The sequence below is a fragment of the Iocasia fonsfrigidae genome (assembly GCF_017751145.1).
GTDB lineage: Bacteria > Bacillota > Halanaerobiia > Halanaerobiales > DTU029 > Iocasia > Iocasia fonsfrigidae.
The window spans coordinates 1,082,762-1,097,323 of sequence record NZ_CP046640.1; the positions used below are offsets into that span (position 1 = coordinate 1,082,762).

14 protein-coding genes are annotated in these 14,562 nt (G+C 34.2%); all 14 read left to right on the forward strand.

Annotated elements, in window-relative coordinates; all coding sequences use genetic code 11:
* Positions 1 to 491: 491 nt before the first annotated feature.
* The 14 genes from GM661_RS05160 to mntA all read left to right on the forward strand — a co-directional run bounded on the left by GM661_RS05160 (position 492) and on the right by mntA (position 14,561).
* Positions 492 to 926, forward strand: a complete 435-nt coding sequence (locus tag GM661_RS05160) for a MarR family winged helix-turn-helix transcriptional regulator (protein WP_230869040.1) — start codon at positions 492 to 494, stop codon at positions 924 to 926.
* 29 nt (positions 927 to 955) lie between these two features.
* On the forward strand, positions 956 to 2,707 hold the full coding sequence (locus GM661_RS05165) for an ABC transporter ATP-binding protein (protein WP_230869041.1): 1,752 nt from the start codon (positions 956 to 958) through the stop codon (positions 2,705 to 2,707).
* A 49-nt stretch (positions 2,708 to 2,756) separates the two neighbouring features.
* Positions 2,757 to 4,628, forward strand: a complete 1,872-nt coding sequence (locus GM661_RS05170; protein ID WP_407929642.1) for an ABC transporter ATP-binding protein — start codon at positions 2,757 to 2,759, stop codon at positions 4,626 to 4,628.
* Between the two features lie 107 nt (positions 4,629 to 4,735).
* Entirely contained in the window at positions 4,736 to 5,491 is a 756-nt protein-coding gene (locus GM661_RS05175) for a class I SAM-dependent methyltransferase (RefSeq protein ID WP_230869043.1), read from the forward strand.
* A 234-nt stretch (positions 5,492 to 5,725) separates the two neighbouring features.
* The gene (locus tag GM661_RS05180) at positions 5,726 to 6,916 is read left to right on the forward strand and encodes a M28 family metallopeptidase (protein ID WP_230869044.1); all 1,191 of its coding nucleotides are present in this window, start codon (positions 5,726 to 5,728) and stop codon (positions 6,914 to 6,916) included.
* A 233-nt stretch (positions 6,917 to 7,149) separates the two neighbouring features.
* Positions 7,150 to 7,860: a MerR family transcriptional regulator gene (locus tag GM661_RS05185; RefSeq protein WP_230869045.1), complete on the forward strand. Its 711-nt coding sequence runs from the start codon at positions 7,150 to 7,152 to the stop codon at positions 7,858 to 7,860.
* A gap of 87 nt (positions 7,861 to 7,947) precedes the next feature.
* Positions 7,948 to 8,625 (forward strand): nucleotidyltransferase domain-containing protein, encoded by a 678-nt coding sequence (locus GM661_RS05190; protein ID WP_205739371.1) that lies wholly within the window; start codon positions 7,948 to 7,950, stop codon positions 8,623 to 8,625.
* 105 nt (positions 8,626 to 8,730) lie between these two features.
* Positions 8,731 to 9,408, forward strand: a complete 678-nt coding sequence (locus tag GM661_RS05195; protein WP_230869046.1) for an AraC family transcriptional regulator — start codon at positions 8,731 to 8,733, stop codon at positions 9,406 to 9,408.
* Between the two features lie 206 nt (positions 9,409 to 9,614).
* Positions 9,615 to 10,805 carry a MalY/PatB family protein gene (locus GM661_RS05200; protein ID WP_230869047.1) on the forward strand — a complete coding sequence of 397 codons (1,191 nt, stop codon included), beginning with the start codon at positions 9,615 to 9,617 and terminating at the stop codon, positions 10,803 to 10,805.
* A 141-nt stretch (positions 10,806 to 10,946) separates the two neighbouring features.
* Complete coding sequence (locus GM661_RS19075; RefSeq protein WP_407929617.1) at positions 10,947 to 11,090, forward strand: hypothetical protein; 144 nt, start codon at positions 10,947 to 10,949, stop codon at positions 11,088 to 11,090.
* 257 nt (positions 11,091 to 11,347) lie between these two features.
* Complete coding sequence (locus GM661_RS05205) at positions 11,348 to 12,208, forward strand: AraC family transcriptional regulator (protein ID WP_230869048.1); 861 nt, start codon at positions 11,348 to 11,350, stop codon at positions 12,206 to 12,208.
* 22 nt (positions 12,209 to 12,230) lie between these two features.
* Entirely contained in the window at positions 12,231 to 13,193 is a 963-nt protein-coding gene (locus tag GM661_RS05210; protein WP_230869049.1) for an ABC transporter ATP-binding protein, read from the forward strand.
* Positions 13,181 to 13,936, forward strand: a complete 756-nt coding sequence (locus GM661_RS05215; protein ID WP_230869050.1) for an ABC transporter permease — start codon at positions 13,181 to 13,183, stop codon at positions 13,934 to 13,936. Before GM661_RS05210 ends, GM661_RS05215 begins: the two co-directional genes overlap by 13 nt.
* Before the next feature lie 241 nt (positions 13,937 to 14,177).
* Complete coding sequence (gene mntA, locus GM661_RS05220) at positions 14,178 to 14,561, forward strand: type VII toxin-antitoxin system MntA family adenylyltransferase antitoxin (protein ID WP_230869051.1); 384 nt, start codon at positions 14,178 to 14,180, stop codon at positions 14,559 to 14,561.
* The last annotated feature ends 1 nt before the right edge of the window (position 14,562 follow it).

A 14,562-nucleotide genomic window follows, 5' to 3' on the forward strand; every position in this document is an offset into this window, starting at 1 on the left:
TTATCCATATATTTGAAATCATAAGTATTCACTTAATCTAATAAAGGGAGGAGAATTCTTTATTGAAATTTATAGAAATAATTTTCTTCTTTTGAATATCGGACAGGAAAATTGAAAAAAACACAAATCACTAATAGTTCTGCCCAAGCATTTTAAAAAAATACTTCTACTAACCCCTTTCCCTTCTTCAGCCCGTTCTATGACTCTAAACAATCCTTCTGTAATCTAAATAATTGATTAGAGTATAATATTTTTCTTTTTCTATGTCAATGTATACTACATATGAGCTTTGTGTTAGGTTTAAGAGGTATTAATCAGTTGTGTCAAATACTATCCTGGTATTTTATGATTAGGAACAGGATACTATTGTTGAATTTTGGCTTTAAAATTTGCCAAATTTAAAAAAGTGATTGACTAATGACTAAAAAGTAATTATAATATTTATTGTTATATAGTTTGATATCCAACATTATTTTCTGGGGGAATATGAGATGAATGATCAAGAAGTTGGTATGGTGGTTCATTCACTGACAAAGCTCATCAGGCGCCATCTTGAAAATTCAATCAACTTTCAATATGCAAAGAGCATTACAGGTACCAATGGCTGGATTATTGCTTATCTTGCTGAAAACCGTGATAAAGATATTTTTCAAAAAGACCTGGAAGAGAAATTTTCTGTTACCAGATCAACCATATCAAAGGTAGTTAAGTTGATGGAACAGAAGGGATTAATTGCACGCTGTAGTGTCCCAGATGATGCCCGACTGAAAAAACTTATGCTTACATCCCAGGCGTTAACCCTGCATAATGCTATCAAGGATGACATCAAAAATCTGGAAGCTACTCTGACCCGTGGATTTACACAGGAGGAAATTGATAATTTTTTTTCATATATAGAGAGAATGAAGTCTAATTTGGCTGAGTAATAATTATAATTTGGAGGGAATTTAGACCTATGATAAGACGTTTAGCAGCTTGTATAAGACAGTACAAGAAGGAATCCATTCTAACTCCAATTTATGTAATAATGGAAGTTATTATGGAAGTTATAATCCCAATTTTAATGGCTAATATGATTGATTATGGAATTGATGCTGCTAAGATGACAGTTATCTTGAAAATGGGTGCTGCCCTGCTGATATCTGCTTTTATTTCCCTGATTTTTGGTACTCTGGCAGGTCGTAGTGCAGCCGTAGCATCAGCAGGATTTGCTAGGAATCTTCGGCATGATATGTTCTATAATGTGCAAAATTTTTCTTTTTCTAATATTGATAAGTTCTCTACAGCTAGTATTGTAACCAGATTGACAACTGATGTTACTAATTTGCAGAATGCTTTTCAAATGATTATTCGGATGGCTATCCGCAGTCCTATTATGTTAATTTTCTCTTTGGCAGCTTCTTTTAGTATCAATGTAGAACTATCATTAATTTTCCTTGCCTGTATACCTATTCTTGGAAGTGGTTTATTTTTGATCATGAAAAAAGCACACCCGATTTTTGTACGTGTTTTTAAAAAATATGATAAATTAAATAATGTTGTCCAGGAAAACCTCCGGGCTATTCGAGTTGTAAAATCATTTATTCGTGAGGATTACGAAAATAAGAAGTTTACAGATATCTCGCAGAAGATTTATCAGGATTTTTCCACTGCAGAAAAGACACTTGCTTTTAATATGCCGTTAATGCAATTTTGTATGTATGGATCATTATTATTGGTATCATGGTTTGGTGCGAGAATTATTGTGGCTGCTGGTGGTAACCCTGGATCTGGGCTAAGTACTGGACAGTTAGTCAGTCTTATAACTTATGCTATGCAGATTCTAGGTAGTCTGATGATGCTCTCTATGGTCTTTGTAATGATTACCATATCCAGGGCATCAGCAGAAAGAACTGTCGAGTTGATGGATGAAGAAAGTGATCTAAAGAATTGCGATAATCCTATATATGAAGTCCTGGATGGGGAAATTTGTTTTGAAGATGTAAATTTTAGTTATGGGAAAAATACAGGAAAACTGGTTCTTGAGGATATTAATTTAAAAATAAAATCAGGTGAAACAGTAGGTATTATTGGGGGTACAGGTTCATCTAAAAGCAGTCTGGTCCAGCTTATTCTCCGCCTCTATGATGTTGACTTCGGTCGGGTAACTGTTGGAGGTATAGATGTCCGTGATTATGATCTTAAAACCCTCCGCAATCAGGTGGCAATGGTCTTACAAAAGAATGTTCTTTTTTCTGGAACTATTAAGGAAAATCTCCGCTGGGGTAATGAAAATGCTTCAGATCAGGAGCTGGTTTGGGTCTGTAAATTAGCTCAAGCTGATCCTTTCATCCAGAACTTTCCGAAGAAGTATGATACCTATCTTGAACAGGGTGGTTCCAATGTTTCCGGTGGTCAAAAACAGCGCTTATGTATTGCAAGGGCTTTACTTAAAAAGCCGAAAATACTAATCCTGGATGACTCTACCAGTGCAGTTGATACTAAAACAGATGCCTTGATTCGTAGTGCATTTCGAGGTGAAATTCCTAATACTACCATGATAATAATCTCTCAGAGGGTTTCTTCTGTACAGGATGCAGATAAAATTATTATTATGGATGATGGGAAAATTGCAGCAGTTGGTACACACGAAGAATTACTGGAAAGTAGTCCAATATATAAGGAAGTATATGAATCACAGGTCAAGGGAGGTAAGGGAAATGAGTAAAGCTACGAGCCCAGGTTCCGGAATACAGGATATTCCAACAAAAGCCAAAATGGAATCAGATACTATCAAAAGGTTGTTTTCATATATCAAGCAGTATAAAGTTCAATTTATTGCTGTTATTATTTGTATAATAATCAGTGCAGTGACAGCTGCAGTTTCCTCTCTGTTTTTGCAAAAATTAATTGATAATTATATTACACCACTTTTACTGGAAGCAGTACCTGATTTTTCGGGATTGTTTAGAGTGATTATTTTGATGGGTGGTATTTATCTGATAGGTGTTCTTGCTACTTTATTTTATAATAGATTGATGGTGGTAATAGCTCAGGGAGTACTCAAAAAGATTCGTGATGATCTGTTTTCACATATGCAGTCTCTGTCGATTAAATATTTTGACACCCATACCCACGGTGATATCATGAGTCATTATACAAATGATACGGATACACTCCGCCAGATGATTGCTCAGAGCTTACCACAGGTTTTTTCTTCTATTATTACTGTTGCGGCTGTATTTATTGCTATGTTATACCTTAGTCTCTGGTTAACTATTTTTGTTTTTATTTTTGTTTTTCTTATCTTGAAGCTAACCCGTATTATTGCAGGTAGGAGTGCTAGTTTCTTTGTGAAGCAGCAGCAGTCACTTGGTGATGTTAACGGCTATATTGAAGAGATGATTCACGGTCAGAGGGTTATCAAAGTATTTTGTCATGAAAGAAAGGCGGAGGAAATATTTGACTTTAAAAATGATCAACTATGTAGTCATGCCACAGCTGCCAATAAATATGCCAATATTTTGATGCCTGTGATGAACAATCTGGGTTATTTATTATATGTACTGCTGGCAGTTGTTGGCGGTATAATGGGAATTATGGGAGTTAGCAATGTCAGCCTACTTGGTATAAATGTACTTACCCTTGGTATGATTGCTGCATTTTTACAGTTATCCAGGAACTTTATAATGCCTATTGCCCGGGTATCTCAGCAGGTAAATGCTGTCGTTATGGCTCTGGCCGGTGCCGAGCGTATTTTTAAACTGATGGATGAAGAAAAAGAAAAAGATGATGGCTATGTTACTCTTGTTAATGCCAGAAAAGAAAAGGGCAGGATTGTTGAAACTGAAGAGCGGACAGAGTTATGGGCCTGGAAACACCCTCATGCTAATGGTACAGTTAGCTATACTGAACTGAAAGGAGAAGTACGTTTCTATGATGTAGATTTTGCCTATGAAGAGGATGAGATGGTCTTACACAATATTACTTTATATGCTGAACCTGGCCAGAAGGTAGCCCTTGTAGGTGCAACAGGGGCAGGAAAGACTACCATTACTAACTTAATTAATCGATTTTACGATATTGCTGATGGTAAAATTCGTTATGATGGGATAAATATTAATAAAATTAAAAAGAGTGATTTACGTCGTTCCCTGGGCATTGTACTACAGGATGTTAATCTATTTACTGGTACGGTAATGGAAAATATTCGCTACGGCAGGTTAGATGCCAGTGATGAGGAATGTATTGCAGCAGCAAAACTGGCCAATGCAGATAGTTTTATTAGAATGCTGCCTCAGGGTTATGAAACTGTTCTTTCTGGTACTGAAAGCGGATTATCTCAGGGTCAAAGACAATTAATTTCCATTGCCCGAGCTGCTGTTGCTGACCCTCCTGTTATGATTCTGGATGAAGCAACATCATCTATAGATACCCGTACTGAAGCTATTGTACAACAGGGTATGGATTCATTAATGAAGGGTAGAACTGTGTTTGTTATTGCCCACCGCTTATCTACTGTCAAAAATTCAGATGTTATTATGGTACTTGAAGATGGCCGGATCATAGAAAGAGGCAGCCATGAAGAATTAATTTCTGAAAGGGGTAAGTACTATCAGCTTTATACAGGTGTTTTTGAACTGCAATAAATTAATTAAAAGAAATGGAGCGTCAATTGAATTAATTATTGCATTTTTCAAAAACTAGGGATATTATGAAGTGATGAGAATAAAGTCAATTAAAGGAGGTAATTAGCATGGACAACCTAAATAAGGTTAGAAAGAATTTTGGGCAAAGGGCTTCGGAATACAGAAAGAGTTCTACACATGGTAATCCAGTTGTTCTGGAAAGAATGATTGAGCTTATAAAGCCTTCTTCAGAAGCCTCTGCTTTAGATGTTGCAACAGGAGGCGGGCATACGGCAATTGCTTTAGCCACATCGGTGCAACAGGTGGTTGCAATTGATATTACTCCAGAAATGTTGACAGAGGCTAAAATAGCTTCAAGACAAGAGGGTATAAGTAATATTACGTTTAGAGTTGAAGATGTACATAACTTAAATATTCCAGACTGTCAATTTGACATTGTTGCATCAAGATTTGCAGTTCATCATTTTTCAGATGTAAATAAAGCACTTCGGGAAATGTGTAGGGTATTAAAGCCTGGAGGTAAATTTTACATTTTAGATTGTTCAGTTATTGATGGGGAGGAATTTGAAAAAGAAATTAACCACATTGAGTTATTAAGAGATAGTTCACATCAGTTTTCTTATTCACCACGGTTATGGAATCAGTTATTAAAAGAATTACCTTTAACTATAGAGCATACTTCTTTATTAAAAGAACAGTATGAATTACCACTATGGTTCGACAGAATGGAAACTGCTCGAGATAGTAGAGATAAAATTTTTCAGATACTCAAAAACCTGTCTGCAGAGGGCAAAACTCACTATCCTTTCGGCGAGAATTATATTACTACTTATCGTTTTGAAATTTTAGCAACTAAGAATTGAGGTGTAGGCGAAACTTAGTTCAATATAATATTTACTTGCAAGGAATTATACAGAGGAGTTTAATGTACCAACTAGTAAAGTGAAGTTTGATATATTTAAATTTGATAAGAAAATAAATAACCTTCCAGTAATACACCACTAATACATTTTAGATTAAAATGTATTTAAAGCGGTGTATTTTTTATGGTCAGTAGCCAATTTGTTCTTTAAGAATTAAAAAAGGGGGTATTTTAGATGAGTGAAAACATTATTAATGAAGTAAAAAGGGTATTAAAGAAAATATGTGGAGAATATGGAGAAAGATTGACAGGTTCTATTAAGAATAGACAACTAGAAGAATATACTAAAACATATTTTGAAAAAAATGGGTACAACGTTGAATTACAGGGATTCTCCTGTATAGATTGGAAAGAACAGGGTGTAGAACTTTTCTGTCATGGAGAAAGCTTTGCTGCTAAGCCATCATATTATACGAAAGCTTGTCAGGTTGAAGCAGAATATGTTTTACTGAAATCAATCGAAAAATTGAAGAAAAGTAGAATAAAAGATAAAGTTGCAGTATTATATGGAGATCTTACTGCAGAACAATTAATGCCCAAAAGCTTTTCATTTTATAATCCTGAGCACCACCAGGAGATAATTCGTTTACTGGAAGAGAAAAAACCATCAGCAATTGTGACAATTGTTGATAATGATACTTCTATTTTTGAAGATGGTGATTTCGATATACCCAGTGTTTATGTTACAAAAGAAGTAGGTAAGAAAATACTAAATAGTACTGGTACAATAAATCTATCAATAAAGGCAGAGAGGATAAACTCAATAGGGGCAAATGTGATTGCCAGAATAAATGAAGATAAAGAAAAGAAAGTTGTAATTACAGCACATCTGGACACAAAATATGGTACCATTGGTGCACTTGATAATGGGACTGGTATAGCTATTTTGTTATTACTAAGTAGACTTATAAAAGTTGAGATGATAAATTACTGTTTTGAGTTAGTTCTACTTAATGGAGAGGATTATTATTCGACACCTGGTCAAGTGGAATACATGAATGAATACCTTGGTGAGGATAGCGATATTGTTTTGGCAATTAACTGTGATGGCATTGGATTAAAAAATAGTAAGACTGCCATTGCCATGATGGAATTAGGCGAAAAAGAATTGTTGTTAAGAGAAATGATAGTAGGGAAAGAAAATTTTGAGTTTATTGAACCTTGGGTTGAAGGAGATCACATGTTATTTTTAATGAATCATATACCTGCAATTGTATTAACATCTAAAAATATTTTTAGGATGATTGATAGCGTAATACATACTGAGAGAGATACTTTAGAATTAGTAGATTATAATAGAGTTGCAGAAGTAGTATCTTTTTTGGAAGACTTTATTAAAAATACATATAGAAGTATTACAGAGTAGTAAATGATCATGAAAATATTTTATTATACTTTTATTGGAAATAGCCTACAAGTTGTTATCTTTTATAAATGAAGATATTGGAACAGAAGAAAAGGATTTTAACGAACATAATATACGACCTTGATATTGTTAATAGAATAGTTATAATTAAAGAAGGGAAAGCAATCGAAGAGGCGTTTTCTCTGCTTTATGTTAACAATTAATCCTGAACTAAAGGAGGGGTTAAAATATATTTGACTAAAGAAATTGCTGATTTAACTGGTGTACATCCTAATACAGTGAGACTTTATGAAGAGTGGGGCTATATTTCAGAAGTGAAAAGGGCCGGGAATAATTATAGACAATTTACTGAAAGGCATCTTGACGAAATGAAATTAGCCAGGATAGCTCTGCCAGGCCCCTATCCTATAGATGGATATATTGTTAATGAATTGGTTAGAAAGTATGCTTCCAGTGATTTTAAGGTTGCTTTAAGATTAGCTAGTGAGTATTTACATAAAGTTGAAATTGAAATAGAGGAAGCACTTGAGGCAATAGGGGTTTTAGATAGATGGTTTGAAAATAGTTTAGGTAGTAAGGATAAGATTTTATATAAAACCAGAAAGGCTACCGCCAATAAACTAAAGATAACTATTGATATGCTGCGAACCTGGGAAAGAAATGGATTGTTTACAGTCAGAAGAAGTGAAAGTGGAAGACTAATATTTAGTGAATGGGATATAGAAAAGATAAAAGTTATCAGGTTGTTAAGGAATTGTGGATACAGTATTGCTTCATTATTAAATGTGTTTCAGAATCAAAAAGACGATATAAAGCCGTCAGAACTTTTAAATTTACCAGTAGATAATAATGATTTTTATTATGTGACAGATAGATATATGCATTTCTTGAATGAGCACAAAGAAAGGGCCGAAAGACTGATCTCATTAATTAAAAACAAGTAACCCTCCAGTTTTACACCACTAGTACATTTTCAATTACAATGTACTTAAGTGGTGTTTTGAAATTTATAGAAAAGGAGTGAATTATAAATGAAAATTAGTTTTCAAAATATTGATGGTCAGGTTATTTACCGTATTTTCGATTTTGATCCTAAGTATGAGAAAGTACTGCAGATGTGTTTTTATCAGAAAGATGGGAATGGATATATAAAGAAGTATCCCAATGATGCTAAATATATAGAAAAGATGAGAGAAAGATATTCTAAATACGCACAAGAAATGTTTAATCAATTAGGGTATTTTACTAATGTTCCCTGGGAATCAGGCTTAAAGAAATTTTGTTCCATGGCTAAAGACAGCAATATTAATTGGTGGCTGACAGGAAGTTGCGCTAGCTGTATTCGTGGTGTTGAATTGAATCCTCATGATATAGACATTATGATTGACTCAGATTATGTAGAAGATATTACAGAATTGTTTCAAGACTATTTAATCGAGCCGATTATTGATACTAATGGATGGCTGACAAAGGAATTTGGTGTCATATTTATGGATGTAAGAATCGATATTGCTTCTGATCCAGCAGCTGTTCTTGATGACCCAGAACCTGTTGATTGTGGACCTTATGCTTTAAATCATCTGGAAACAGTAGAATGGGAAGGTTTTCAAATAAAGGTACCACCTCTTGAATTACAGTTAGCTGTTAATATTAAAAGAGGTAGAATGGATAGAGCAAGAAAGATTGAAGAGTTCTTGTATAGCAGTTAAAAAATATTCTAATAGTCATTACTGACTGACCTTGCATTATCAGGCAGAAAATGCAAGGAAAATAAGATAAAGATAAGTTATTCTTTAATTGAAGGAGGGATATATATGGGATGGCTTGAGCGAATGAATAGTGCAATAAATTATATTGAAGAAAATCTAACAGAGGAAATTGATAATACTAAAGTGGCTGAAATAGCATGTTGCTCAGTTTATAATTTCCAACGTATATTTTCTTTTATGACTGATATACCTTTATCAGAATATATAAGACGACGTAGATTTACACTTGCTGCACTTGAATTGCAAGATAGCCCTATAAAGATAATTGATCTTGCTTTAAAATATGGTTATCAGTCGCCAGAAGCTTTTTCACGTGCATTTCAAAATATGCATGGTGTTACACCCACAACTGCGCGCAATCAGGGTGTTTATTTAAAAGCCTATCCGCGTATTTCCTTTCAAATTTCAATTAGAGGTGATGTTGAGATGAATTACAGAATTGAGAAAAAAGGTACATTGTCAGTTTTTGGTGTAGAGGAGGTATTTACAAACTTTGAAAATGATGAAAATCTAAAGGCAATACCTGAGTTTTGGCAGAATGAAATAAAAAAAGGGACATTAGATCGTATCACAAAAGCATCAGGAATAAAGTGGAATAGTTCTTGTAAGGGTATAGGACCTGTAAATGCAGTTATGTGCTATCATTATACCGGAGGAAATACTTTTCCTTATATGATTTGTGCATTTACACCTGAAAGTGGTGTGCCTAAAGGTTTTACTTAAGCATAACAGGTATGTACAATATGCCGTGGTAGCAGCAAATCTGGCAATAGAGGATTCCCGATTAAATCTTGATAAAGAAAATAAAGAGCATAGCCATTTAGTTATTGAATTTTAAACAATTTGATATCAAAATTGTTACGATAATGTTATTATTAATTAAGAGATTTAACATTCATTAAAACTAATTTTAAGAAAGGTGTGAAAGTATGAAGTATAATTTTGATAAAGTTATTGACAGAAAAGGGACAAATTCCTCAAAATGGGAACCAGCAATTTTAAAGCAGATGTTCAATGGAGAAGATGTTTTGCCATTTTGGGTAGCTGATATGGACTTTAAAGTGGCACCGCCAATTATTGATGCCCTTAAGAAAAGAGTAGAACATGGAATATATGGATATTCTACACGACCGGACTCTTATTATGAAGCAATTATTAATTGGACTAAAAGACGTTTTGGATGGGAGATAAAAAAAGATTGGATTTTATATGCACCAGGGATTGTACCGGCAATAAATTATCTGATTCAAACTTTCTGTGTTCCTGGAGAAAAAGTGCTTATACAACAACCTGTTTATTATCCTTTTGCAAATGCTATAGAAAACAATGGATGTCATGTGGCTAATAACCCATTAGTTTTTAATGGAGAAGATTATGAAATAGATTTTGAAGACTTTGAGGAAAAGGTAAAGGCTCCTAAAGTAACTGCTTTTATCCTTTGTAGTCCACATAATCCTGTATCAAGAGTCTGGACAAAAGAAGAATTAGAAAAAATCGGAGAAATATGCCTGGAAAATGATGTTTTAGTTATTGCTGATGAGATCCATAATGATCTTGTATACTCAGGATTTACTCATACTATGTTTGCTTCTATGAATGAAGAGTTTGCACAGAATTCAATCACTTGTACTGCTCCTAGCAAGACTTTCAATCTAGCTGGTTTACAAACGTCAAATATCATTATTCCAAATAGGAAATTGAGATTGAAGTTTGAAAGCAATCTAGAAAGAAATAGTATTGGTCTACAAAATCCTTTGAGTATAGTTGCAATTGAAGCAGCTTATAATGAGGGAGAAGAGTGGTTAGAGCAGTTATTGGTATATTTAGCAGCAAACGTGAAATTTATAGATAACTATTTACAGGAAAATCTACCTCATGCTAGATTAATAAAACCTCAAGGAACATATTTAGGTTGGTTAGATTTGAGAAAATATGAAACAAATGCAGACATATTGGAAGGAACTGTAGCAAAAGAAGGAAAGGTGGGCTTGGATGGTGGCTCATGGTTTGGTCCTGGTGGAGCTGGATTTATGAGATTAAACTATGCATGTCCAAGAAAGTTATTAGAAGAAGGTTTAGTTAGACTGTGTAAGGCAGTAAGAGGTATTAAGCAAATTTGATTAAAATCCCCACTGATGGTTCACTGTCTTATATTTGCCTGATAGCTTAATGACTCTATAATTCCCACAGATCAGGGAATTAAGAGTCATTAAGCCTCAACTAACCTTTGAAAACCATTATTTGAAGCTATATCAAGTCTGATGATTTCACTTTGTGATAACACTACTACTAACCATTTGATAGATTATATTGGGAAAGAAAAAATAGAAGAATATGTATCGAAATTTAACATTCGATGGTACATATTCACTACTTGCACAAACGATTCGCACAAAAATATTTGAAAAATTCTGATAAACACCTACAATGAAAATATAACAGCGTTATATAACGCTGTTATATTTTCTTTTTGGGAGTGTGGAGGGTCAGGGGTGAATTGGCTGGAATAGAAAAGTGCAATATTTAAGTGTTATTTATATAGTAATAAGTGTTATTTATATAGTAAAGTGAAACTCAAATAAATAAGTTTACGAAATTGGACATTAAAAGAGAAGATATAAAATTTATATTATGCTAAACTTTAACATAGGGAGGTGATGATATGGAGTGGTTGAAGCAATTAAGCCGGGCAATAGATTATATAGAAGACAATTTGGCAGGTGATATTTCTTACGACAAAGCAGCAAAAATAGCCTGTTGTTCCACTTATAATTTTCAAAGAATGTTTTCCTATATAACTGGTATTCCACTATCTGAATATATACGCCGTAGGAGAATGACAAAAGCTGCCTTTGAATTGCAGTTGAGCGAAAATAAAATAACAGATATTGGTGCAAAGTATGGTTATGATATACCGACATCATTTAACCGTGCCTTTCAAAATGTTCATGGTGTTTCTCCGACTTTTGCTCGTAAGGATGGAACTATATTAGATTCTTATCCGCCCATTAGATTTTCTATTAACGTCACTGGAGGTGAAAGCATGAGATATCGTGTAGAAACAAAAGAACCTATTAGAATTGTTGGGATTAGAGTCCCCTTACAAGAGGATCAGGAACATAATTTCAAAATTGTTCCAAGATTTTGGAACAAAACATTAAAAAGCAATTTAGTTTCAAAAATTAGCAAATTAACAAATCAAAAGCCGCATGGTATTTTAGGTGTTACTGCATATCAAAATCCAGAGAAAATCTATTATTACATTGCAACTGCTACCGATTTAGCTGTTCCAGAGAATTTGCTTGAATATGAAATTCCGGCAGCTACATGGGTTATCTTTAAATGTGATGGACCTTTTCAAGATTCCATTCAAACAATCTTTAAACGATTTGCCAGAGAATGGCTTCCGTTTTCTGGGTATAAATATGCTCAATTGCCAGATGTAGAAGTTTATCCCATCAACGAGAATAAGTTAAAAAGTGGATATTCTGAAGTCTGGATTGCAGTTAAGAAAGAAAAATAATTAAAAATAGAGGTGGAATAAAATGTCCGTAATTGAAATTGATAAATTGGTAAAGGAGTATAAGAATGGCGTTAGAGCACTGGATGGCTTAAGTCTTAAAGTGAACAGTGGGGAAATCTTCTCACTGCTGGGTCCCAATGGAGCTGGGAAAACTTCTTTGATTAATATTCTGACAACCTATTATAAACCCACATCTGGGAAAGTAAGCATCTTGGGGAAAGACTTATGTAGGGAGCCGGACCGGGTTCGTAGACAGATTGCCTGTGTTGCCCAGCGTATTTCCATTGATGAGCACCTGTCACTAATGGAAAATATGCTATTTCAAAGCAGGTTATACAAAGTAGATGCACAGCTGGCAGAAGAAAGAATAAATACTTTGATTGACAGTTTTGATCTTTCCGGATATTTGAAATACCCTACGGCATCCTACTCTGGTGGGGTGAAGCGTAGGTTGGATATTGCTATGAATATGGTTTCTTCACCTGTAATTCTATTTTTAGATGAGCCCACAGTAGGTATGGATGTAGAGTCCCGGAAGGCCATGTGGAAAATGATGTTGAAAATCCGTGATGAATATAATACAAGTATATTTCTTACAACTCATTATCTTGAGGAAGCTGACCAGTTAAGTGATACCATTTGTATCATGAAAAATGGAAAAGAATTAGTCCAGGGATCACCAGGTAGTTTGCGCAGTTATACCAGGCAGGATATGCTCCGTATTACATTTTCCAATGCTGAGCGAGGAAAAAAATATAAAGATGTCTTTGATGACACCGGGTTTATTAAGTTCAGCAGTGTGCGGGATAATTCTGTTTTACTAGGTGTGGATGACAGCAGAACTGCTTTTACAGCTGTGAATAAGTGGCTTTTGGATCATGATGTAGAGTTTCGTGGTATCGAGATTGTAGAACCTGGTCTGGAGGATGTTTTTCTGGCATTAACTGGTTCAGGGGAAGATAGAGGGGAGGAATGGGTGTGCTGAATATTTTGTGGCGAAATATAAGGTGGCGTTTTCAAAACCCTATTTCCATTGTAATTACTATCTTGCAACCGCTTATCTGGCTTATTTTGTACAGCTCTGTCGCAGGCCAGGCAGTGCAAAATATGGGAATCGATAATTACACTGCTTTCATTCTACCCGGCATTATAGTGCTCGTTACCCTGGCTGCCTGCAGTAGTGGTGGTATTATCAATTATATCATGAAATCCAACGGCAGTTTTTACAGAATCCTGATCGCACCTGTGAGTAGAAACTCTATTGTGCTGGGGCAAATGCTGGAGGCAGTACTGGTTTCCTTCCTGGAAGTAGTAATTTTATGTGTTGTAGGCTTTTTTTTCTCAGTAAAGGTGGCATCGGGTATCGCTGGAATTTTACTCATGATATTACTGGTTTTTATGACAGCGTTTTTCATGTCAGGTCTTACCTATTCTATTAGTCTCTTTCTGCCAAATGAAGTAATCTATGAGACGATAATGAATGCGATTGTGCTGCCTATCTTTTTTTTGAGCCCAGCCCTTTTTCCTACTGAAAATTTATCAGGTGGATTGGCTGTAGCTGTAACACTAAATCCATTTACACATATTATTAACGCTCTGCGTAGTCTGATACTTGGCGAGACAATTTTATTAGGGGAAATTCTCCCTGTTATTGTACTATTTATAGTGATGTGCTGCTGCAGTTTTGGACTGGCAAAGTGGAGATTAAAAAAAGAGATGGCCCATTAATTTGGATTTAAGTTAAGAGGCGGGTTTGAAATATTATAAATCTAAGAATGAATAAAAATAATCTAAGAGAATAATAAACAAAGAAATAGCTTCAAATAAAATATTAAGTTGCTAAAATTAGGAGAGTCAGTTATAATAAAAGAAAAGAAATTATTGGTGATAAGCACTGCTAATTATGATTAATAATAGGTAGACTAAGTAATATTTTAATTGACAAACGAAAAAACAAGGGGAAAATATTATGATTTCTAAAGCGGAAAAAATTATTATAATAGATTTTTTAGAACAAAAACTGTCTCCTGAATTAATTTATGTATTTGGTTCTTATTCTAAAAATAATGAGAGAAAAGATAGTGATATTGATATAGCTTTTTTATCTGAAAATGAAGTTGATGAATATCAAATATTCTTATTTGCTCAAAAGTTAGCTGATAAATTTAAAAAAGAAGTAGATTTAATTGATATTAAACAAGCATCTACTGTTTTTAAAATCCAAATTATACAGGGTAAGTTAATATATAATGCTAATAATTATAAAAAGATGGAATTTGAATTAAAAACTTTAAGAGAGTATGCTAATCTCAATGAAAAAAGAAAAGAAGTGCTGGAAGGTGTATGGGGGTGAC

Bases quoted from the DNA above. Each gene is read 5' to 3' on its own strand.
- mntA (WP_230869051.1), top strand. From the start codon at position 14,178: ATGATTTCTAAAGCGGAAAAAATTATTATAATAGATTTTTTAGAACAA.
- GM661_RS05160 (WP_230869040.1), top strand. From the start codon at position 492: ATGAATGATCAAGAAGTTGGTATGGTGGTTCATTCACTGACAAAGCTC.
- GM661_RS05210 (WP_230869049.1), top strand. From the start codon at position 12,231: ATGTCCGTAATTGAAATTGATAAATTGGTAAAGGAGTATAAGAATGGC.
- GM661_RS05175 (WP_230869043.1), top strand. From the start codon at position 4,736: ATGGACAACCTAAATAAGGTTAGAAAGAATTTTGGGCAAAGGGCTTCG.
- GM661_RS05190 (WP_205739371.1), top strand. From the start codon at position 7,948: ATGAAAATTAGTTTTCAAAATATTGATGGTCAGGTTATTTACCGTATT.
- GM661_RS05200 (WP_230869047.1), top strand. From the start codon at position 9,615: ATGAAGTATAATTTTGATAAAGTTATTGACAGAAAAGGGACAAATTCC.
- GM661_RS05180 (WP_230869044.1), top strand. From the start codon at position 5,726: ATGAGTGAAAACATTATTAATGAAGTAAAAAGGGTATTAAAGAAAATA.
- GM661_RS05195 (WP_230869046.1), top strand. From the start codon at position 8,731: ATGGGATGGCTTGAGCGAATGAATAGTGCAATAAATTATATTGAAGAA.
- GM661_RS05170 (WP_407929642.1), top strand. From the start codon at position 2,757: ATGGAATCAGATACTATCAAAAGGTTGTTTTCATATATCAAGCAGTAT.
- GM661_RS05205 (WP_230869048.1), top strand. From the start codon at position 11,348: ATGGAGTGGTTGAAGCAATTAAGCCGGGCAATAGATTATATAGAAGAC.
- GM661_RS19075 (WP_407929617.1), top strand. From the start codon at position 10,947: ATGATTTCACTTTGTGATAACACTACTACTAACCATTTGATAGATTAT.
- GM661_RS05165 (WP_230869041.1), top strand. From the start codon at position 956: ATGATAAGACGTTTAGCAGCTTGTATAAGACAGTACAAGAAGGAATCC.
- GM661_RS05215 (WP_230869050.1), top strand. From the start codon at position 13,181: ATGGGTGTGCTGAATATTTTGTGGCGAAATATAAGGTGGCGTTTTCAA.